A 22,474-nucleotide genomic window follows, 5' to 3' on the forward strand; every position below is an offset into this window, starting at 1 on the left:
AACATCATCTTATGAAGACAAATAAAGCCAATTTTGGAGTTTATAACGACAAAAATATTGACATATATACCTTAAGTAATAATAATGGAATTGAGGTAAAAATCTCTAATTATGGAGCAACAATAACTTCTATTATTGTTCCTAATGATAAAGGTGAATTAGAAAATATTGCTTGTGGGTTTGATACTTTAGATGGTTATTTTGGAAAAGATTATGTTGAGAATTCTCCATATTTTGGAAGTACCGTTGGGCGTTATTGCTCTCAAATTAAAGATGCTAAATTTAGTTTAAACGGAAAAGAATACAATTTAAATGCTAATTGTGGAGACAATAATTTACACGGAGGTAAAGTAGGGTTCGATAAAAGAATTTGGAATGCCAAAGTTGTGAATAACGAAGGCGTTTCTTCTTTAAAAATGTCTTTAATTAGTCTTGATTTAGAAGAAGGATATCCAGGAAATGTAGAGGTTTCAGTGCTTTTTACACTCACAGAAGACAACGAATTAATAATTGATTATAGCGCTATTCCAGATCAAGATACACCATTATCCTTAACAAATCATACATATTTTAATTTAGATGCTTTTTCTGAAACTGTCGAAAATCATATTGCACAAGTGCATACTTCTAAAAGACAAGCAATGGATGGAACCGGAGCGGGAACTGGAGAAGTTTTAAGTGTAGAAAATGAAGCAGATGATTTACGAGCGGGAAAAAGAATAGGAGATGTACACGAAGCTATGGAGGATGGTTTTGAACATTTTTATGTGTTTGATAATGCTAATTTTGATTTAAAAGAAGTAGCTAAAATTAAATCAGAAACGTCTGGTAGAACCTTAACAGTATCATCAACAGAACCATGTATGTTATTGTATACAGGTAAATATACATCAGATGCAATAAAAAGAGAAAATGGAGAGCAGTATGGTAGGTTTCGTGGTTTTTGTTGCGAAACACATAGATATCAGAATGGACCAAATATCAAAAATTCTCCTAAATCGATTACCAAAGCAGGAGAAGAATTTAAAAGTACAACAATCTTTCAGTTTTCTTGGTAATTAAAGATTTCAATCTTCTAAGGATTGATAAAAAAAATACAATTAACTAACTTAATTTACTATTTTATGATTACAGGTGTTTTATTTGCAATTCTTGCAGGATTGTTATTAGGGTTATATGCTCTTCCAGAAAAATTTACAAAAGATTTTGAATTTGAAAATACATGGAGTATGTTTTTTGCAATCAATACTTTTGTAGTGCCAAATATAGCTGCTTTTGTACTTATTGATGGTTTTTCAGAAGTATTAGCTGCTATTCCAAGTAATGTTTTAATTGGAATGATTGTTTCTAGTGTCTTATGGGGAATTGGAGCTATGATGTGGGGGAAAGCAATCAATTATATAGGCCTGTCTTTAGGTTTTTCAATTTTTATTGGTACTATTATTCTGGTAGGTTCTTTAATTCCATTCTTTGTTGGAGGTATTCCGTCAACCAACGTTTTCTTAACTATTTTAGGAGGATTAGTTGTGGTTCTTATTGGTGTAATGGCTAATGGTAGAGCGGGTATTTTACGTCAAAAAGATGAAGAAGGAGCTAGTACAGGAGATAAAAAGGGCGGTTCTATATTAACGGGTATTGCAATAGCAATTGTTGGTGGGTTGTTAGCTACCGGTTTCAGTTTTGCTAATTCTTATGGAGCAGAAATTATAGATCAAGCATCTCAGGCGCAAGGAAATGCATCTTGGAAAAGTGCCGTTGCTGTTATGTATGTAATATACATGGCTGGTGGTGTTGCTATTGCTGTTTATTTTATTCAGCAATTAACGGCTAAAAAATTATGGGGAAAATTTAAAACGCCACATTTGGGTAAAAATATTATGTTAACAACAATAATGGGAGTTTTTAACTTTGCAGCTTCTGTAGTATTTGCTTATGCAGCTTTTAAATTAGGAAAAGAATTAGGAGGTAGTGTTGGGTATGCAATATTTAATACAGCCTGTGTAGTAACAGCAATTGTTAGTGGGTTAATTACAAAAGAATGGGTAAAAGCATCAACTAAAGCTAAAAACTCATTGTATTTAGGTCTTTCTTGTATGGTTATCGGAATCATCATTATTGCTTATTCAAACACATTAGCATAATTATAAATTAGATTAAAAATGAAAAAATTAAAATATATAATCCCAATAGTTTTAGCTTTAGGGCTGTTTTCTTGCCAACAAAAAGCAGAAAAAGAGACTGATTGTAGTAAAGAAATAGTTCTTAGTGATCAAAAGCAAGACTTTTTAGGAATTACAAATAAAAATAAATTAAGTACGGCATCTAAAAGAGCTTTAGAATGGAAAGATGAATTGTTGCACAACAACGATTGGTATTTTGAGTATCAAGTGTACGATTTAAAAGGAGATTTTGCATATGAAGAAGGTGTTGTAAGAAGAGATCCAAGTGCTATGATTAAGTACAATGGCAAATATTATACTTGGTATAGTAGAAGTACAGGAGAATCTCAAGGATTTGGTGGTGATGTAGAAAATGAAAAGGTATTCCCTTGGGATAGATGTGATATTTGGTACGCAACTTCAGAAGACGGAATTACTTGGAAAGAAGAAGGAATGGCTGTTGCTAGAGGTAAAGCAGGTTCTTATGATGATCGTTCTGTGTTTACTGTAGAAATTATGGAAAACGAAGGAATGTATTATTTATGTTACCAAACAGTAAAAAATCCATATAATAAAAGGGTTAAAAATCAAGTTGGTTTAGCTTGGTCTAAATCTCCAAACGGACCTTGGACAAAAAGTGAAGAACCTATTTTAAGTCCTGCTGATAATGGAATTTGGAAAGGAGATGATTTACAAGATCGTTTTTCTGTAGAGAAAAAAGGAGATTTTGATAGCCATAAAGTACATGATCCTTGTATTATTCCTTATAAAGGAAAGTTCTATCTATATTATAAAGGAGAGCAAATGGGTGAGGGGATTACTTTTGGAGGTCGTCAAATTAGACATGGAGTTGCTATTGCAGACAATCCTAAAGGTCCTTATGTAAAATCGGAATACAACCCAATTTCTAACAGTGGACACGAAATTTGTGTTTGGCCATATAATGGGGGTATTGCATCTTTAATTACCACAGATGGTCCAGAAAGAAATACAGTACAATGGTCTCCAGATGGTATTAATTTTGAAATTATGGGAGCTGTAAAAGGAGCTCCTCATGCTATAGGATTAAACAGAACTGCTGATAACGAGAAAGAACCAACAGAAATTTTACGTTGGGGGTTAACACATGAATATATGAACTACAATTATCAATATATTCGTGGATTTAAAACAAGAGTTATGAGAAAACATACAGCCAATTCAGATAAAGAGGCTAAAGACAAATAAGCAATCATTATAAAACAAAAAAAGACCACTTAAAGTGGTCTTTTTTGTTTTATAAATAGTCGGATTTGTGTTTAAATATGTGTGTAAAATATGCTTATTTTTATACTAAGTTAATTTAAGGTAGTCGGATTTGTCTGTAAATTAATTTAATTCTAAATATCATTGATTTTAAAGAAATACACATAAATAAAATGAAAAAAATAACTAAAAAAAACGTACTGCTTTTATACTTTTTTATGGTTGCTTCCATTGCATTTGCTCAACCCGGAAGTATAAATTCACATGAAGATAATAGTCAATTGGTGAGAGACCTTAGTGGTTATCGTTGGAAAATGAAGATGATGTTACCAGGAGAAGGTGTCAAGCAAGGTTTACACAAATTACCACCAGAAGACATTGAAACCTTAGTATGGAACCCTGCACATGTTCCAGGAGATGTATATACAGATTTATGGAAAGCGGGTGCAATAGAAGATCCTTATTTTGGTAGAAATAGTGTAAAGGCACAATGGGTAATGCAATATGAATGGTGGTATTCTTATCAATTTAATGTTACGGAAGATGTTGGTGATAATTTAGTCCGTTTAGATTTTGATGGAATTGATTACGCTTGTGATGTTTGGTTAAACGGAGTCTTTTTAGGAAGTCATGAAGGCGCTTTTTCTTCTTTTTCTTTTAATATTAATGAAGCGATAAGGACGTCTAAAAAAAACTTAAAAAGTTCTAATATATTAATGATTCGTTTGGCTCCACCACCGCAGGTAAACTCTAAAGTGGCAGGTAGAAAAACACCTTGGTTTGGTGATTATTGGAGAGATTTAATTCCTTTTGGTATTTCTAGACCTATTAAAATGGTGTATACTGGAAAGTCTAGAATTCAAGATTTGTATGTACATTCTCAAATTAATAAAGATAAATCAGCAACGGTACATTTAGAAGTTGAAGTAGAAAATACTTCTTCAAAACCTAAAAATATTACGTTTACAAGTTCTATAGAAGGTAGTAACTTTAAAAGTAAACAAATCAATACAGAGTTTACGTCTTTGGTACAACCAGGTAAGCACGTTGTAAAAAAACAAGTTAAAGTTAAAGATGCCCAGTTGTGGTGGCCATGGGATTTAGGGAAACCTAATTTGTACGTGGCTAAAGTTTCGATAACGGAGAATAAAATAAATCAAGATTTTGCAGAGACTACTTTTGGAATTAGAGAAGTGAGTATGCAATGGAATCCTGGGTTTACAAAAGACGAAGTTAGTTTTCCAAGAACCACAGTAATTAATGGGAAACCTATTTTTATAAGATCTGCTTGTTGGGGAGGTCCACCAGATATTTTTGTAGGTAGAACTACCGAAGATAAATACAAGAGGTTGATTCAATTGGCTAAAGAAGCGAATATGAATAACATCAGAATTTTTGGTTGGCATCCTCCTGAAATTCCAATTTTTTACAAACTTTGTGATGAGGCAGGAATTACAGTTTGGCAAGATATTATACCTTTAGGGACTGGAAATTTATCTAAAGACCCTGTGTTTTTAGAAAAGATATTTAAAGAAGGAGAAAGTGTAATTACAGAAAGAAGAAACCATCCATCTTTAATTATGATGGAAGGAGGAGAAGAAATGTTTTTAAGATCTGGAGACGCTATGTTTACACGTAATTTCTTAGAAACTTTAGGGAAAAGATTACAAGCAAAAGTAGATTTACCTTATGTGCCAGATTCTCCTTTAACATGTGAAACAGCACAATCTGCAGGTTACAAACCAAAAGAAGCAGTGCATGCATTGGGGTATTTTTACGGAATGGGAAGATGGTTAATGGAAGATTGGTTTTCTAGTTTAGATTATCCTATTGTGCCAGAGTTGGCTATTACATCGGTGCCTAATGTAGAAAGTTTAAAGAAGTTTATTCCAAAAGATGAATTATGGACTCCAGGTGTAAGTTGGGGACATCATTGGGCAGATTTAGATCGATTAAGAATTCAGAATTTTGATGCTTTTGGTGATGAAAAAACGGGGTCTTTACAAGAATTTGTAGATGCTACCCAAGATGCTCAAGGAATTATTTTTCAATTATCTATTGAGCATTTTAGAAGAAGAAAACCAAGAACAAGCGGAATTTCATTGTGTCATTTTATTACCTATTGGCCAGATATGAAATGGGGAATTGTAGACAATTATACCCAACCCAAACGTTCTTATTATTATGTAAAAAGAGCATATCAACCTATTTTGATTAATTTAAAATTTCCTAAAAGAAGATGGTCTAATTCAGAAAGTTTTAAAGGGGAGATATGGGTAGTGAATGATTTTTATGAACAATATAAAAATACAAAAGGAACTTATATTATTAAAGATGATTTAGGCAATGTGCTTAAAAAGCAATCTTTTGATGTAAATACAATAGGAGAGAATAGTTCAATAAAGGTTTTAAGCATAGAAGACAAGGTGCTTAAAAAAGTAAAAAAGAATTTTTATGTTACGTTAGAGTTAAAAGATGCCAAAGGAAAAGTAATTTCAAGTAACGAATACATGTTGTTGATTGGGGATCAAAAAGAAGCTTCTAAAAAGTTTAAGGCAATGGGGGCAGAAATAAGAGAAAGAAATCAAACCTATACCTATGGAAATTATTATAAATTTTTTGATAAATTATCAGGTGAAAATGGAAAAGAGTATGAAACGAAACGAGATACTGTAAAATCTAGAGGTTTTTAATTGTTTATTAAATCAAAAAAATGAACAAAGATTAAATTATTTAAAAATGGAAAAATATATAAAGCTACTAGCTGTTTTGGTGTTTGTCTTTTTTACAGCTTCCTGTCAACAAAAGGTAGAGAAAAAGAAGTATCAAGCTAATTGGGAATCGTTAAAGCAACATAAGACTCCAGAATGGTTTTTAGATGCTAAATTTGGAATTTATTGTCATTGGGGACCTTATTCTGTGCCCGAATATAAAAACGAATGGTATTCACATTGGATGTATGTAAATAAAGACAATCCGGAAGCTAAAAAAGGAGAAGCAAGTCATTATTACAAACATCATGTAGAAACGTATGGTGAGTTAGATAAATTTGGATACAAAGATTTTATTCCCATGTTTACTGCCGAAAAGTTTGATGCTGCAGAGTGGGCAGATTTGTTTCAAAAAGCAGGAGCGAAATTTGCAGGACCTGTATCTGAACACGCAGATGGTTTTGCAATGTGGGATAGTGATTTAACTCGTTGGAACTCTAAAAATATGGGGCCAAAAAGAGATATTATGGGAGAGCTTTCTAAAGAAATTAGAAAACGAGACATGAAATTTATTGCAACTTTTCATAGACAATGGTTGTATGCATGGTTTCCTACTTGGGATAAAACTACTGATGCGGGTAATCCAGAATTTGCAGATTTGTATGGACCTAAAGTAAACAAAGGAGATTTTCAATTTCCACACAAAAAAAAGAATGCAACTGCAAACGGAGAAAAATTTCATTACCCAATGGCAGGAAAAGAATTTAATGATGAATGGTTAAATAGGTTAAAAGAAATCATCGATAAATACGATCCGGATTTAGTTTGGTTTGATAATAAAATGGATATTATTTCTGAAAAGCACAGGGAAGAGTTTTTAGAATATTATTATAATCATGCAGATAAGAAAAATCAGGAAGTAGTATCTACTTATAAATTTGAAGATTTTGCCAAAGGTTCTGCAGTATTAGATTTAGAAAGAGCTAGAATGAGTGAAAAGAAAGAATTTCCTTGGTTAACGGATGATTCTATAGACTGGAATTCTTGGTCACACATTAAAAATCCTAATTACAAATCGACCAATAGATTAATAGATTTTTTAGTTGATGTGGTTAGTAAAAATGGAGCTGTACTTTTAAATATTACTCCTAAAGCAAATGGAGAAATTCCAGAGCCTGTTAAAGAGCGTTTGCTAGAAATGGGAGCTTGGTTGCAAACAAACGGAGAAGCTATTTACGGTACTAGAACTTTTGATATTTATGGCGAAGGAAAAGCAAAAGTGGTTGAAGGGCACTTGAGCGAACAAAAAAATGCAGACAATACAGCGGATGATATTCGATTTACAACTAAAGGAGATATTTTATATGCTATTGCTTTAGATTGGCCAGCAGGAAAAGAATTTACGATTAATTCTTTGGTAAAAGATAATGGATTATTTCCTAAAAAGATAAAATCGATACAGTTATTAGGCGATAATAAAGATCTGAGTTTTGTAAGAAATGAAAAAGGATTAACCATTCAACTTCCAAGTAAAAAAATAGGAAAGCATGCTTTTGCGTTTAAGATATCTCCATTTTAAAATGGAGGTATTTTAATGACTATAAATATTGCCACCAACGGGTAGTTTGCTAGGTACTTTTTCAGGAACTGTTTTATCAAAATGTTCATCATTTAGACTATTAAAAAAGTAGATAATAGGTTTCATATCTATTACTTTAATGTTTACTTTTTTAATAAGTGGGTCTATTTGTTGGTAAGAAACATGTTGGTTTTTAGCAACTCCTGAAGAAATATCTTCGTAAAATTCTAAAACCTCTTGCAAATTTTTAAACTTACCGGTATGCATATAAGGTGCAGTGTATCTTAAATTTCGTAAGGTTGGTGTTCTAAAACCATACTTTTTTTCAAAGCCATCATCAGAAACTGGTAGTTTTTCATTATCAGGAACTCCTAAAGTATGCACTTTAAAATCAGAAAACATTGGTCCTAAGTGACAACTAGTACATTTTGCCTTTTTAAAAAGTTTAAAACCTTCTTTTTCAGATAAGGATAAGGCAGTAGAATCACCAGCTATGTATTGATCAAACCTAGAATTATTGGTTACTAAAGTTCTTTCAAAAGCGGCAATTGCTTTTGCTAGGTTCGTGCTAGAAATAGCATTTGATGTTCCGAATGCTTTTTTAAAATAAGCAACATATTCGGGTATGTTTTGTAGTCGGTTAACAACGGAGTCTAATATGTCCTTTTCTGCAATAGAATGCCCTCTCATTTCCTCAAAAGACTTTATGGGAGCCAAGGCTTGGTCTTCTAAACTTTGTACTCTTAGATCCCAAAACATTGGTGCTTTTTCTGGGGAATAGTTTCCTGCTGCATTTATTCCGTTAAAAGCAGTATTTAAAATAGTATGTGCATTTCTTTTAACAAAAGGAATGTCGTTCGGTTTTTTAAACCTTCTATTATTACCAAGTCCTTCTCCGTTTACACCAATAGAAATATCTACAAATTCTGCATAACCAAATTCTGGATGATGACAACTAGCGCATGCTACATCTCTATTTCCTGATAAAATGGGATCGTAAAAAAGTAATTTACCTAGAGCTGTTTTTTCTGGTGATGTTGGGTTCTCTTTTGGAGATAAAACAGTTTTTGGTAGTGGAATGTAAGCATTACTATCTATTACATTTCCTTTTTTTTTATGATTACAACTTAAACAAAAAAGCGTAATTATAAAAAGGGCAATTATTTTATGTCGGTTAATATTTAGCAAAATATTTAAAGTCCAAAAACAAAATTCAGTTTATTTTTAGATTCTTTAGTTAATGAATCTTTGTCTTCTGGGGCGATATCTGTTTTCCAAACGTACACGTTTTTAAGACTTTTCATTTTATCAAAAGAAGCTAAACTTGCTTTTGTAATGTTGGTATTGTAAAGATTGATACTTTCAATATTCTTAAGACTTACAATTTTAGAGATGCCATTATCTGTAATTGGGTTATTATTTAGTTTTAACTTTTGTAAGTTTTTAAACGGAACAAGATGTTTTAAATGGATATCGGTAATTTGATTGTCCTCTAAATAAAGCCAAAGCACATTATCTTTTATTTTTAATAATTTTTCAAGTTTAGTATTGATATCTTTTGCATTGTTTTTTGTCACTGTTTTTGCTGGTAATCCTACTTCGTAGATATTTGAATCAAATACCAATTCAGAAATTCTAAAACCTTCATTAATTAAATCTTGCAAAATGGCATCATCAATTTTAGTAGCAACGGGTAAAGTTACTTTAGAGGAGCTTCCGTGACCAGATAATCCTAAATAACTAGAAGCAAACCCTAAAATGTTTTCAGGTGTTTCTATGGCTCCTATTGTCGATTTAAAATTAGCATCTGCATTATTAATCCAATACGTTAAGATGGCTGTTTCTTCTTCTGTTAAAGGAGTTTTACCTTTTGGAGGCATAAAATCATCATGATCAGGATTTAATAAAACTCTTTTTATCATTTCTGATGCAGAGGCATCTCCAATGGTTAAAATAGTTCCGTTTTTACCACCTTTCATAATAGATAAAGAATCTTGTAAAGATAATCCACCTTTTTTCTTACTTTCATTATGACAGCTAGCACACTTATTTTCTAGTATAGGATTCACCAAATGATCAAAAACCAAAGCATCTTCAATTTTTGTAACTTTAGCTAATTCTTTTTGTTTTTCTTTCTCTCCAAAAGGAATATATTTTACTAAATAGTCGCTACCATGAGTTAAGTTTCCTCCATAATGTCCTGTAATACTTATTAAAACAACCAATAGCGTTAATGCAGCAATGTTTGTTTTAACTTTAGGAAGTTTTGGGACTTTAATTTTTTCAATACGAATTAACCATGCTAAAAAAGTAAAAACAGTAGTAGCTACTCCAAACCATAAATGGCTGTCTACCATACTTTCTTCATAATCTCCACTTAGAGAAAGCATATATCCCAGTATCGATGCAAATAATGCACTTACACCACTTACTAATAAAGCAAGCGGTATTGCTTTGGTTAAAGAAGTATCTTTTTGCCAACGACTGTATAGCTCTAAAAGAAAAGCAAAAACTAAAAAACCAATAGGTAAATGCACCAATAATGGGTGAAACCTACCAATAAACAACACAAAATCTGGAACACTGTTTTCCATATATTTTTACTCTTTTTTTTTTAAACGCGTTCTAATTTTAATGGAGGAGTTTTGTCTGCTCTCCATTGACAGATGTATAAATTTTTATCATTATCAACACAAACATCATGACCATGAGAAATAGGTCTGTCTGGTAATTGATACGATTTCTGAAGCTCTCCATTCATATAAATAGGTGCAGTTGCTCCAGGATTAGAAACCACTTTATCGCCTTCTAAAATGGTCACAAAACCTGTAGGTTGTGTCCAATCTGTTTTGCCTACTTCTGGTTGAGACCAACAAACACCAGCATACAAATTAGTGTCGTCAAACACAGGTCTACAAACTTGCATATTTGGCAAGTGCAATGTTTTTATATATTTACCATCAAGCGTAAACCATTTAAAAGAAGCTTGGTTTCTAGAGGTAACTACCACCATTGGGTTGCCTTTTTCTCGGTAATCGATAGCAACTCCATGAGCACTCATTATTTGATAGTTTTTATCAGGATTATCACTTCCTCCCCAATGTCTTATATAGCGTCCGTTATAATCATATTGAATAATTCTACTCATTCCGTATCCATCAGCTACATAAATATCTCCATTAGGACCAACTGCTGTTTCTGTAGGACAAAATGATTCTCCAGGCTTATAAATACCTATAGTAATTGGGTGTCCTATGTCAAAAACAACACGACCATCCATTGTTGTTTTGGTAATACGACCGTTGTGTTTTGTCCAACCACCTTGTTTGTTTAAAAACCAGCCAGAATCTGCCAAAAACAAAAATTCCTCTCCGCCTTCGTCTGATATGGTTAAACCGTGACCACCAGGATATGCCGTTCCCCAAGAATCTATCACGTTACCAGATTTATCAAAAATGATGACATTGTTTTTTGGGTGATCTCCAATCATCACTAATCTACCCTTACTGTCCATTTGCATTTCATGACAGTTTAATAAAGGGGTTTCAATAGAGCTCATTTTAGCCCAATCTCTAATTAATTTATATTGATAATCTCCATGCCCTAGAATTACATCTTTTTCTTTTGATTTTTTCATGATATGAAAACCAAATGAAGGCATAGTTGCTAAGGCAGCACCAGCTACCCCTGCTTTTTTTATAAAATTTCTTCTTGTAGACATGCTAAGTGTTTTTAAGTTAAAAGGTCTTTTACAACATGACCATGAACATCTGTTAGTCTATAGCGACGACCTTGGTGTTTAAAGGTTAAACGCTCGTGATCTACACCAACTAAATGCATTAATGTAGCATGAAAATCATGTACATGTACTGGGTCTTTAATTACATTGTAACTAAAATCGTCTGTTTCTCCATAAGAAAAACCTGGTTTAACACCTGCTCCGGCCATCCACATTGTAAATGCTTTTGGGTGATGATCTCTACCGTGATTTTTCTTTGTTAATTGACCCTGTGAGTATACTGTTCTTCCAAATTCTCCACCCCAAATAACAAGTGTGTCATCTAGCATACCACGTTGTTTTAAATCTTTTATTAAAGCTGCGGTTGCTTGATCTGTTTTTTTACATTGATTTTTTAATCCGCCAGGACAATTATTATGTTGGTCCCAACCTTGGTGATATAATTGTACAAATTTTACACCTTTTTCTAATAGCTTTCTAGCCATTAAACAGTTGGCTGCATAAGTACCTGGGTCTTTACTATCTTTACCATACAAATCGAAAATATGTTCTGGCTCATCAGATAAATCTGCTACTTCTGGTACAGAAGTTTGCATTTTAAACGCCATTTCGTATTGAGACATTCTTGCTTGAATTTCTGGGTCTCCGTACGCATCTTTTTGAATATCATTTAAACCACCAAGATAATCTAACATGTGTCTTCTATCTTTTCCATCATAATTTTCAGGATCACTTAAATACAATACCGGGTCTTTACCCGATCTAAATTGTACACCTTGATGTTCTGTAGGTAAAAACCCATTTCCCCATAAACTAGATTTAAGAGGTTGCCCTTTTCCGTTTTTAGAAACTAGCGTAATAAAAGTAGGTAGGTTTTCATTATCAGATCCTAAACCATAGCTTAACCAAGAGCCAATTGATGGTCTACCAGGTAATTGATTTCCTGTTTGCATAAACGTAATAGCTGGCGTATGATTAATTTGATCGGTTTGCATCCCTTTCATAAAACATAAATCATCAACAACTTCAGATAAATAAGGCATAGCATCACTTACCCAGGCTTTAGACTCACCGTATTGTTTAAAATTAAATGTAGATGGAGCTATTGGTAAAGTACTTTGACTTCCACTCATTCCTGTTAAACGTTGTCCGCCAATAATAGATTCTGGCAATTCTTTACCAAACATGTCTACTAATTTCGGTTTGTGATCAAACAAGTCCATTTGAGATGGTCCTCCACTTTGAAATAAGTAAATAATACGTTTTGCTTTTGGTAAATGGTGTGGTAAACCAAGCCTATTTTTATTATAACTGTCTAGAATTAAATCTTCGGTACTTTTTTGACCGATACCTCCAAACATTTTTTCTGCACCTAATAAACTACCTAAAGCGATAGCTCCTAAACCTAAAGACGTTTTTTTTAAAAAATGTCTTCGGTCAATTTGTCTTTCAAGTTTTTGTAAATCTCTATTGTTAGATGTTAATTTATTGTGATGATCGTTACACATAATGTCTTTTCTTTATTTAGAGTTACTTTATTTATCTTTTAGTAATACTTGCATCTGCATTCATAATAGTACTAGCTACTACGGCATTTGCAGCAATTAGGGCTTTATTATCTGTTTTAGAGAGTTTAAAAGCACCTGTTTGAAGCCATCCTTTAGCCTTATTAGGATTGCTTTCAAACTTTTTAAATTCTTCTTTTTGTAATGCAATCAATAATTCTAATTCTTGATCAGTAATTTTACGTCCAGTTAATTTTTTAAACGTATTAGAAATTCCTGTTTTTACATCTTTAGCCTCTGTAATTTGTTTTCCTAAAACTCTAGAAGCTTCAATATAAGTTGGATCGTTTAAAATAACCAAAGCTTGAAGCGGAGTATTTGTTTTTTGTCTACGTGTGGTACATAAATCTCTTGTAGGCGCATCAAAAATTGAAATTGTTGGGTTGGGTACTGTACGTTTCCAAATAGTATACATACTTCTTCTGTATAACCCTTCTTCTCCATCCTGAACATAAGTATCTCCATTTACTTTCCATAATCCTTTTGGTTGATAAGGTTTTACACTTTCTCCACCAATTGTTTCATTTAATAAACCAGAAGCGGCTAAAACATTGTCTCTTAACATTTCTCCTGATAATCTATTAGAAGGCCCTCTTGCTAACCACTTGTTTTCGCCATCTACAGATAATAGCTCTTCGCTAATTACAGAGGTTTGTTGATAAATACTAGACATCATGATGGTTTTGTGTAAAGCTTTCACATCCCAACCAGATTCAATAAACTGAATAGCTAACCAATCTAGTAATGCAGGATGACTAGGCAATTCGCCTTGATTACCAAAGTCTTCAGATGTTTTTACCAATCCGCGACCAAAAATATTTTGCCAATACCTATTTACAGCAACTCTTGCTGTTAAAGGGTTGTTTTTATCCGTTATCCATTTGGCTAGTCCAAGTCTGTTTTTAGGTGTGCCTTCGGTCATCGGAAATATTTTATCAGGAGTATTTGGAAAAACACTATCTGTTGGGTTATCGTAGTTTCCTCTACCTAAAATATAAGTTTGTCTATTTTGTTTGCTTTCTTTCATGACCATAATCTGTTTAATAGGGTCAATACTATCTGCTAAAACTAATCTGTCTTTTTCTAATTTTTTTATAGCAGTTTTGTATGCTTTAGAGTTTGTAGCCAGGTAGTATTTTTTAAGTTTTTCTATTTCAGAATCAGATAACTCAGCATAATTTTTTTGTTTTAGTTTTTCTAAGCGATCAGAATTGGCAATTTGCATCACTTCAATTTCTGTTAACTCTTTCTCGAAAACTAATAAATCATCAATAGTCGCATCTTTAATACCTTTTCCTCTCCAAACAGCTCCAATTCTTAAACCAGGTTCTAAACGTGGACTTTTAGCGCCATACAGCCTAAGGCCATGAAAAACGATGTCTTTATATAAATTATCAAACTTCGTTTTTGTTTGTAGTTTTTCTCCATCCATATAAATAGACACCCCATTTGCTTTACTAGAACCATCGTAAGTCATAGTTAATTGCACCCATTTTTCTTTTGGTATTTCTTTAGTTGATTCAATAACAATGGCATTGTCAGGATACACATGTGCTAGTAAAGCTTCAATTTTATTGTTTTTTATTTTTAAATGGTAGCCTCTAAAACTATGTAATTCTGGGCTGTTCATTTTATGAAAAATAACACCTGTTTCTAATTCCTTAGGAATGAATACCTGTATGCCAATACTAAAAGGTTGACTTCTTTGAAAAACACCAATTTTATCTAAATCTAACCAAGTATCTCCATTTAAGAAAAGTCCTTTTCCGTGTGCGCCTTTTTTAAGGATTACTTTTTCGTTATCAACAAATTGCTGACGCATTCTGATTTTGTTATTTTTATTACCACCAGCAATATTAATCAGTTTTTCATTTTCAAAATTAAATGCTGCAATTAATTCTGCTGGGTTGTCTTTTGATTTAATTTTTTTAAATTGATTATTAGCAATCCATTTTTCTGCATTACTATTTTCTTTATTAGTGGTGATTTTTACTTTATCTTCAGAATCATTTACTAAGGTTTCTAAATAAGCAAGTACTTTTTCTTGTTCTTCAGTGGGAAGCATCATTGCAGGAACTGGTGTTGCTAAATCCCATGGAATTAAACCTGTTTCATCTATGTTGTTAAAAAAACTATACATTTCGAAGTAGTTTTTTTGAGAAATAGGGTCGTATTTATGGTCATGGCATTTTGCACAAGCAAACGATAATCCTAATAAACCCTGACTTACAGTTGCAGTTCTATCGGCAACATATTCAGATCTAAACTCTTCATCAATAATACCTCCCTCTAAGTTTTGTGGGTGTAGGCGGTTAAATGTTGTTGCTAATTTTTGCTCTTTTGTGGCGTTTTTAAACATGTCTCCCGCTAGTTGCCAAGTAATAAATTTGTCATAAGGCATATTATTATTAAACGCCTTAATAACCCAATCTCTCCAAGGAGATGTGTCTCTGTATCTGTCATTACTATACCCATGTGTGTCTGCGTAACGCGCAAGATCCATCCAGTCTAAAGTCATATATTCTCCATAATGAGGAGAAGCCAAAAGGCGGTCTATTTGTTTTTCAAACGCATTTTTAGAGGTATCTTTAACAAAAGCATCTAGTTCTTCTATGGATGGCGGTAAGCCAGTTAAATCAAAAGAAGCACGACGTAATAAGATTTCTTTATCAGCTTTTTTAGAAGGAGATAAGTTTAAATTCTCTAGTTGTTTAACAACAAAGTTGTCAATAGGATTAGAGACAAAATTGGTTTGCTTAACTTGTGGTACTTCTTGTTTTTCTGGTTTTAAAAATGCCCAATGATCTTTGTATTCTGCACCATCCTCTATCCATTTAATAAGAACTGCTTTTTCGTAGTCACTTAACGTAAGGTGAGAGCTTGGTTCTGGCATGATTAAGTTTTCATCATCGGTTATAATACGATGGAAAAACTCGCTTTTGTCTAGGTTTTTAGGTTTTATTGCAAATTTACCTGGGCTTTCAGATAATTCTGCATATGCAACTTCTGCAGTATGTAGTTGTAAACCTCCTTTAATATTGCCTTTATCTGGTCCATGACACAGAAAGCATTTATCAGAAAGAATTGGTTTTACATGCTGATTAAAATCTACTTTTTTAGGTAGTTTTTGATATTCAGCATAAACTGTTTTGGGTAAATCTGGTCCACCACATGAAAAAATGAAAAGCACCCCAAATAATAGGGTGTATAATCTCGTGCCTTTAATCATAAAATATAATAATTAATTGGTCACAAAATTAAACGTAAGTTCTAATAAATATTTATTCTAATCAGACTTTAAAATGTCTATTTCCGACATTTTGTGTATTTTTGAACAAGAATAATTAGTTTTATCTAAAGAGTTATATGTTTTTTATATTAGTATTGAAGTATGAATAGTGTATTAAATTATTTAAAAATTAACTTATTACATGCGGGTTATGCTAAATTAGATAATAATTGGCATTATGAAAATGTAATTAGTCCTTTTAGTAGGATGATATTTGTGACAAAAGGAAGTGCTGTAATTCATCATACAAATCAGACATTTTATTTGAAGCCAGGTCACATGTATTTAATACCAAGTTATATTTACAATAGATATCAATGCGAAATTTATCATGAACAATATTATGTTAGCTTTTTTGATGAAATAAAGTATGGTTTATCTATATATAATTTTAAAAATTTTATTTACGAGGTAGAGGCAAATGAATTTGATTTGGATTATTTTAAGCGTTTGGTAGAAATTAATCCGAATATGGTTATTAAGGATAACAATCCAAAAACATTTGTAAACCGTTCTTATATGAAGAGGATACATGGAAAAGATAAAAATTTAATAACTAATTATTATATAGAAACAAAGGGTATTATTTCTATTTTACTTTCTAGATTTATAAAAAATAGCAATCATCCTCATAAACAGAAATCTATTGAAGGGGATTTAAATAAGGTTATTATTTATATAGCTCAAAATTTGCATGCAAATATTAGTGTAGAAAAATTAGCTTCTTATTGTTCTTTAAACACAGATTACTTTTCTAGAGCATTTAAGGAAAAATTTGAAATTAGACCTCATAAATATATTCAACAAAAAAGGATAGAGAGAGCTCAATTACTTCTTTTAACGACTTATTATTCTTTAAAAAAAATAGCAAATGAAGTTGGTTTTAAAGATGTTTCTCACTTTTCTAAAACTTTTAAAGTACATACAAATGAATCGCCAAGTAAGTATAGAAAAGAGCATTTAAGCATTTAAAACGTTTAATTATTTTTTAATTTTCACATCATGCAAGACTATCTACAATTTCTAAAACTAAGCTTATTAAATGTTGGGTTTGATCAATTAGATCATAAATGGGATTTTGACAATGTTATTAGTCCGTTTTCTAGAATGTATTACATTACCTCTGGTGATGCTAAAGTGTATCATAACAATAAAGTGTTTTATTTAAAACCGAATCACATGTATTTAATACCGAGTCATACATACAGTAGGTATCAATGCAATTTTTATCATGAGCAATATTATATAAGTTTTTTAGAAGAGGTTGCCAATGGGTTATCTATTTATAGTTTTAAAAAATTTATATATGAAATAAAAGCTACAGATAAAGAACTCACATATTTTAAAAGATTGTTAGAAATAAATCCTGGTAGAACACTTGTAAATAACGATCCTAAAATTTATGACAATAAGCCAACTCTTTTTAAATTTAAAAATAAAAATGAGGTATTAACAACAAGTAGGTATTTAGAAACTCAAGGTATTTTGTCTGTTTTATTCTCTAAATTTATTAAAAACTCTATCAATAAAGATAAAATTTTTACAAAAAGTAATATTGAAAAAGCAATTATTTATATATCTGAAAATTTACATGAAAAGTTAACCGTAGAAGATTTAGCGGCATATTGTAACCTTAATAAGGACCATTTTTCTAGAAGTTTTTATCAGAATTTTGGCATGAGACCTATAAAATATATCCAGTCTAAACGTGTACAAAGAGCACAATTATTGCTTTTAACAACTGTTGATCCGTTAAAAGATGTTGCAGAAAAGGTAGGTATGGAAAACATGTCTTATTTTATTAGAACTTTTAAAAAAATTACGGGTAAAACACCTAATGATTTTAGAAAAGAACAGCTTAAAATTTAAGTTTTCTAAACTGAACATGAATCGTTAGAATTATAGCTATTACTATTTTAAAGACCTCTTTTTGAGGGGTTTTTTTATATTCAAAAATGAATAATTTTTTATGAATTTCTAATTCAGAATCAGCTATTATTAGTAATTTTATCAAAAAAAAATGAAGTATAAAGCTGTTATTTTTGATTTAGATGGTACGCTCGTAAATTCTATAAAAGATATTGCAGATGCAATGAATATTGTACTCGAAAAACGCAAATATCCTACATACGATTATGAAACCTATAAAACATTTGTAGGTAGCGGTGTTAAAAGTTTGGTTGTTAAAGCGCTTCCTGATGCGAATCCAAGCAAAGAAGAAGTTGCGGTGTGTCTTAAAGATATGATGCAGGTTTATTCTGAATGTTGCACACATAAAACAAAAGCTTACGAAGGTGTTTTTGATTTATTAGCACAATTAAAAGCAAAAGATATTAAGGTAAGTGTACTTTCTAATAAAGAAGATACTTTAACAAAAAAAATAGTGTCATTTTTATTTCCAAACCACATTAATCCTATTTTAGGATTAAAGGAAGAAGTAGATAAGAAACCGAACCCGAAAGTAGCTTTAGAAATATGTGAGCATATAAAAGTAAATCCAGAAGAAACCATTTTTGTTGGAGATACTGATGTAGATATATTGGTAGCTAAAAATGCCAATATGCTTCCTGTTGGTGTTTCTTGGGGTTTTAGAGATAAAGAAAGCCTTATTAGTGCTGGTGCAAAACACATTTTAGAACATCCTTTAGATTTAATTAAAATTATAGAGGTGTAAAAATCATATGTATAAATATCGTTTCTACTATTAAAAAGTCCCTCTTCTAGAGGGATTTTTTATGTACCTAATTTAACTTTAGAGAATCCTTTTATAATTTTTTAGATAAATAATTAAAAGAACGGTTAGTTTAAGGGTAAATTACAATTATAAGAGGGTAAGTTTTATGAATCTAATAACCTCACTTTGTAATTAGATTTGTTACTAAGGTTTAAACAAGTTAATTAATTTTAAATAAGTATTTGTATGAATATTACATTATTCAAAAATTTTAAAGCATTATTATTATCATTAACTGTTTTGTTGTTACTGTCTTGTGGTAATCAAAAAAACACTTCAAATGCGGTGTCAGCTAAAGATAATACAGCTGTTTACCCTTTTTCAGATAAAGAAAATACAGGGAATTGGAAATTAAGAACAGATGTTAGTGATGAGTTTGATGCTGATAAAATTGATGAAGACAAATGGTACATTGTTGGAAAGTTTAAAGACGGAAAACCATTTTACAAACATCCAGATTTACCAAACAAAAAGGTTTGGAAAGGACGTGCACCGTCTCAGTTTTCTGGTAGAAATTACCGTTTAGAAGATGGTAAACTAATATTAGAAACACGTTGGGAGCCAGATTTTCCTTTTTCTGATGATAAACAAAAACCTTGGGGTAAAAAAGAAGGACAAGTTGCAAAATTTGAGAACCTAACAACTGCTTGTTTTGTTGGTCGTAAGTTTTTTAAGTATGGCTATATGGAAATTAAAAGTAAAGCTGCAGATGCAGAAATAACAAGTGCTTTTTGGGCAATTGGTAGTGGTACCGAGTTAGATATTTTTGAACAATTTGGAGACCATAGGCAACCACAAAAAGAAGCTAACGGAAAAGATAGAGAGCTTTGGTGGTCTATACACGATTGGTCTAAAGAAGGGAAAGGGAAAAGTGTATATACAGAGCATTTAGATTATGGTTTTAGAGTGGCAGACGATTTTCATGTATATGGAATTGAATGGGATGAAAACGGCTTGAAATTATATGTAGATGGTATTTATAAAACAGGCGCTACAAAAGAACAAGTAGATGCGTATGCAAAAGCTAAAAACTATCCTAATGGATGGGTTATGGACGGACCAATATCTATTTGGTTAGATCAAGAAACGTTTCCTTGGCATGGTGTGCCAGATAGTAAAGAAGACTTAGAGTTAAATAGTCCCGAAGGAGAAAAAGAAGATGGAATTGTAGATTATGAAATAGAATACGTAAGAATTTGGCAAAAAAAATAATTTAGAAAAAGAAAGAAACGATTCACATAAAAACAAATTAAAATTTAACAATTATGAAAAAAATCATTTTAACATTAGTATTTGCTTTTGTAGCAATAGTTTCATTTGGACAAAACAAATGGCAAAAAGAAAAGATCAATCAATTTGTAGATGATGCTGTTAAGGAATTCAAATTAGACGATAGTCAAAAAGAAAAACTAGTAGACTTTAGAACAAAAATGGTTTTGGCTTATTCGGATTTACAAAATAAAAGAAAATCAGGAGAAATTTCTAAAGAAGAAGGAAAAGAAATCTCTAAAAAATTAGCTTCTGAATTTCATAATAGCCTTATTAAATTAACGGGTAAAAATTACAAAGAACTAAGCTCGTTTTTAAAAATACAAAGAGAGAAATTAAAAAATTAATCATTAAAACGTAAAATGCATCGTTTTAATTTTAGAAAAAGGTACAATAATTAATGAGTAAAGTGCTGTGGAAAAATGAGAAACGGATTAAAAGATGTTAAATAAGTTTATTACAATTTATTAACTGGATTTAAGGTTGTTTTCTTTGTGTAAAGAAAACAACTTTTTTCATTCAGAAAATGTTTCATATTCTCTTAGAATCAAAAAGACAAAACAATGAAAAAAACAAAAATGTTAACGGCAATTTACACAATTGTTGTTTGCTTATTTTCTTTATTTATAACAAGTTGTACAAGTACAAAAGATAAAAGGAACGCTAATAAAGGTTCAAAAAAGGTAGTAAAGATTATTAAAACACCTGCAAAACCAAATATTTTGGTAATTCTTTGTGATGATTTAGGATATTCAGATGTAGGTTTTAATGGTTCTAAAGACATTCCTACACCAAATCTAGATTTGCTAGCCAAAAACGGAACTATTTTTACTGCGGCTTATGTTGCGCATCCATTTTGTGGACCAAGTAGAGCGGCTTTAATGACAGGGATGTATCCTCATGAAATTGGTGCGCAATTTAATTTGCCTCCAAATAGTGGTGAAACGATAAAAAAAGGAATTTCTTTAGAAGAAACTTTTATAAGTAAAGTATTAGATGATGCTGGTTATAATACAGGCGCTATTGGTAAATGGCATTTAGGTTCTAATCCAGAATTTCATCCAAATGTTAGAGGTTTCGATGATTTCTTTGGCTTTTTAGGAGGCGGTCATAACTACTTTCCTGAGCAATATAGAGCAGCTTATAAAAAGCAAAAAGCAAATGGAAATAAATTAATTTGGGATTATTTGCACCCATTAGAACATAATGGAAAGCAAATAAAAGAAACAGCATATTTAACCGATGCTTTTTCTAGAGAAGCGGTTCGTTTTATTACAGATGCTGGCAAAACTAAAGATCCTTTTTTCTTGTATTTAGCTTACAATGCACCACACACACCTTTAGAAGCAAAAGAAGAAGATCTTAAATTATTTTCTCATATAAAAGATAAAAAAAGAAGAACTTATGCAGCTATGGTTTATGCTGTAGATCGTGGAGTTAAAAGAGTGAAGCAAGCTTTAATAGATTCTGGGCAGTTAGACAATACCTTAATTATTTTTTTAAGTGATAATGGAGGTAAAACAACCTCCGGAGCAACAAATTATCCTTTAAAAGAAGGAAAAGGAAGTGCTTATGAAGGTGGGTATAGGGTGCCTATGTTTTTTAATTGGCCAAATGTTGTGCCTGCTGGTCGTAAATTTCACACTCCAGTTTCTGCTATAGATTTTTATCCAACCCTTGCTAGATTAGCGGGAGCAAAAATACCTTCAGGTAAAAGATTAGATGGTAAAAATATATGGGATGATTTCTTACTTCAAAAAGATGCACATAAAGATGATAATATTTTTGTGATGCGTCATAGAAATGGTTTTAGTGATGTAGGTGTTAGAAAAAACGAATGGAAAGCTGTAAAAGCATACAACCAAAAATGGAAATTATTTAATATTGAAAATGATATTTCTGAGAAAAATGATGTTAGTAGTTTACATCCTGCAATATTAAAAGAGCTCGTGCATAATGCTAAATTATGGAGTGATAAACATGTGCAACCAGAATGGTGGCACGATGTAAAAACTGGAGTTCAGTGGAAAAAAGATGATATGCCAAAGTTTGATGAGACGTTTAGGATTAAATAAATTGTAATAGATTCTTATAGCATCATTTTAAAAATTCCCATAATAAAATTAAGTTTTTTTATGGGGATTTTATTTATAGAATTCTATTAAAAAAACATAACATTTATAG

The 22,474-nt window shown here is 31.5% G+C and carries 16 protein-coding genes; 11 read left to right on the forward strand and 5 right to left on the reverse strand.

The window, feature by feature from the left end:
- Positions 1-11 precede the first annotated feature (11 nt).
- The 5 genes from WHD07_RS11990 (at position 12) to WHD07_RS12010 (ending at position 7,694) form a co-directional block, all read left to right on the forward strand.
- Entirely contained in the window at positions 12-1,058 is a 1,047-nt protein-coding gene (locus WHD07_RS11990; protein WP_343328588.1) for an aldose epimerase family protein, read from the forward strand.
- A 24-nt stretch (positions 1,059-1,082) separates the two neighbouring features.
- Positions 1,083-2,141 (forward strand): L-rhamnose/proton symporter RhaT, encoded by a 1,059-nt coding sequence (locus WHD07_RS11995; protein ID WP_343328589.1) that lies wholly within the window; start codon positions 1,083-1,085, stop codon positions 2,139-2,141.
- Positions 2,142-2,159: 18 nt separating this feature from the next.
- On the forward strand, positions 2,160-3,386 hold the full coding sequence (locus WHD07_RS12000) for a glycosyl hydrolase (protein ID WP_343328590.1): 1,227 nt from the start codon (positions 2,160-2,162) through the stop codon (positions 3,384-3,386).
- Positions 3,387-3,577: 191 nt separating this feature from the next.
- On the forward strand, positions 3,578-6,097 hold the full coding sequence (locus WHD07_RS12005; protein WP_343328591.1) for a beta-mannosidase: 2,520 nt from the start codon (positions 3,578-3,580) through the stop codon (positions 6,095-6,097).
- A gap of 46 nt (positions 6,098-6,143) precedes the next feature.
- Positions 6,144-7,694: an alpha-L-fucosidase gene (locus WHD07_RS12010; protein WP_343328592.1), complete on the forward strand. Its 1,551-nt coding sequence runs from the start codon at positions 6,144-6,146 to the stop codon at positions 7,692-7,694.
- Between the two features lie 12 nt (positions 7,695-7,706).
- Here the strand turns inward: WHD07_RS12010 and WHD07_RS12015 are convergent, their stop codons facing one another.
- From WHD07_RS12015 to WHD07_RS12035, 5 genes are read right to left on the reverse strand one after another with little or no spacing between them, the layout of a single operon-like run.
- A complete protein-coding gene (locus tag WHD07_RS12015; protein WP_343328593.1) occupies positions 7,707-8,882 on the reverse strand; it encodes a cytochrome-c peroxidase in 1,176 nt (391 codons plus the stop codon).
- 5 nt (positions 8,883-8,887) lie between these two features.
- Positions 8,888-10,288: a c-type cytochrome domain-containing protein gene (locus WHD07_RS12020; protein ID WP_343328594.1), complete on the reverse strand. Its 1,401-nt coding sequence runs from the start codon at positions 10,286-10,288 to the stop codon at positions 8,888-8,890.
- A gap of 20 nt (positions 10,289-10,308) precedes the next feature.
- Complete coding sequence (locus WHD07_RS12025; RefSeq protein WP_343328595.1) at positions 10,309-11,415, reverse strand: twin-arginine translocation signal domain-containing protein; 1,107 nt, start codon at positions 11,413-11,415, stop codon at positions 10,309-10,311.
- A gap of 11 nt (positions 11,416-11,426) precedes the next feature.
- The gene (locus tag WHD07_RS12030) at positions 11,427-12,941 is read right to left on the reverse strand and encodes a DUF1501 domain-containing protein (protein WP_343328596.1); all 1,515 of its coding nucleotides are present in this window, start codon (positions 12,939-12,941) and stop codon (positions 11,427-11,429) included.
- A 31-nt stretch (positions 12,942-12,972) separates the two neighbouring features.
- Positions 12,973-16,227 (reverse strand): DUF1553 domain-containing protein, encoded by a 3,255-nt coding sequence (locus tag WHD07_RS12035; RefSeq protein WP_343328597.1) that lies wholly within the window; start codon positions 16,225-16,227, stop codon positions 12,973-12,975.
- Between the two features lie 162 nt (positions 16,228-16,389).
- Between WHD07_RS12035 and WHD07_RS12040 the strand changes: the two genes are divergently transcribed.
- The 6 genes from WHD07_RS12040 to WHD07_RS12065 all read left to right on the forward strand — a co-directional run bounded on the left by WHD07_RS12040 (position 16,390) and on the right by WHD07_RS12065 (position 22,365).
- Positions 16,390-17,259, forward strand: coding sequence for an AraC family transcriptional regulator (locus WHD07_RS12040; protein ID WP_343328598.1), 870 nt, complete (start codon positions 16,390-16,392; stop codon positions 17,257-17,259).
- A 30-nt stretch (positions 17,260-17,289) separates the two neighbouring features.
- Positions 17,290-18,156: an AraC family transcriptional regulator gene (locus WHD07_RS12045; RefSeq protein WP_343328599.1), complete on the forward strand. Its 867-nt coding sequence runs from the start codon at positions 17,290-17,292 to the stop codon at positions 18,154-18,156.
- A gap of 151 nt (positions 18,157-18,307) precedes the next feature.
- Complete coding sequence (locus tag WHD07_RS12050; protein ID WP_343328600.1) at positions 18,308-18,961, forward strand: HAD family hydrolase; 654 nt, start codon at positions 18,308-18,310, stop codon at positions 18,959-18,961.
- Between the two features lie 246 nt (positions 18,962-19,207).
- Positions 19,208-20,233, forward strand: a complete 1,026-nt coding sequence (locus WHD07_RS12055; protein ID WP_343328601.1) for a family 16 glycosylhydrolase — start codon at positions 19,208-19,210, stop codon at positions 20,231-20,233.
- A gap of 53 nt (positions 20,234-20,286) precedes the next feature.
- Positions 20,287-20,637, forward strand: coding sequence for a hypothetical protein (locus tag WHD07_RS12060; protein ID WP_343328602.1), 351 nt, complete (start codon positions 20,287-20,289; stop codon positions 20,635-20,637).
- Positions 20,638-20,853: 216 nt separating this feature from the next.
- Entirely contained in the window at positions 20,854-22,365 is a 1,512-nt protein-coding gene (locus tag WHD07_RS12065; protein ID WP_343328603.1) for a sulfatase-like hydrolase/transferase, read from the forward strand.
- Positions 22,366-22,474: the final 109 nt, after the last annotated feature.

This window comes from Polaribacter staleyi (assembly GCF_038024045.1).
GTDB classification, from domain to species: Bacteria; Bacteroidota; Bacteroidia; order Flavobacteriales; family Flavobacteriaceae; genus Polaribacter; species Polaribacter butkevichii.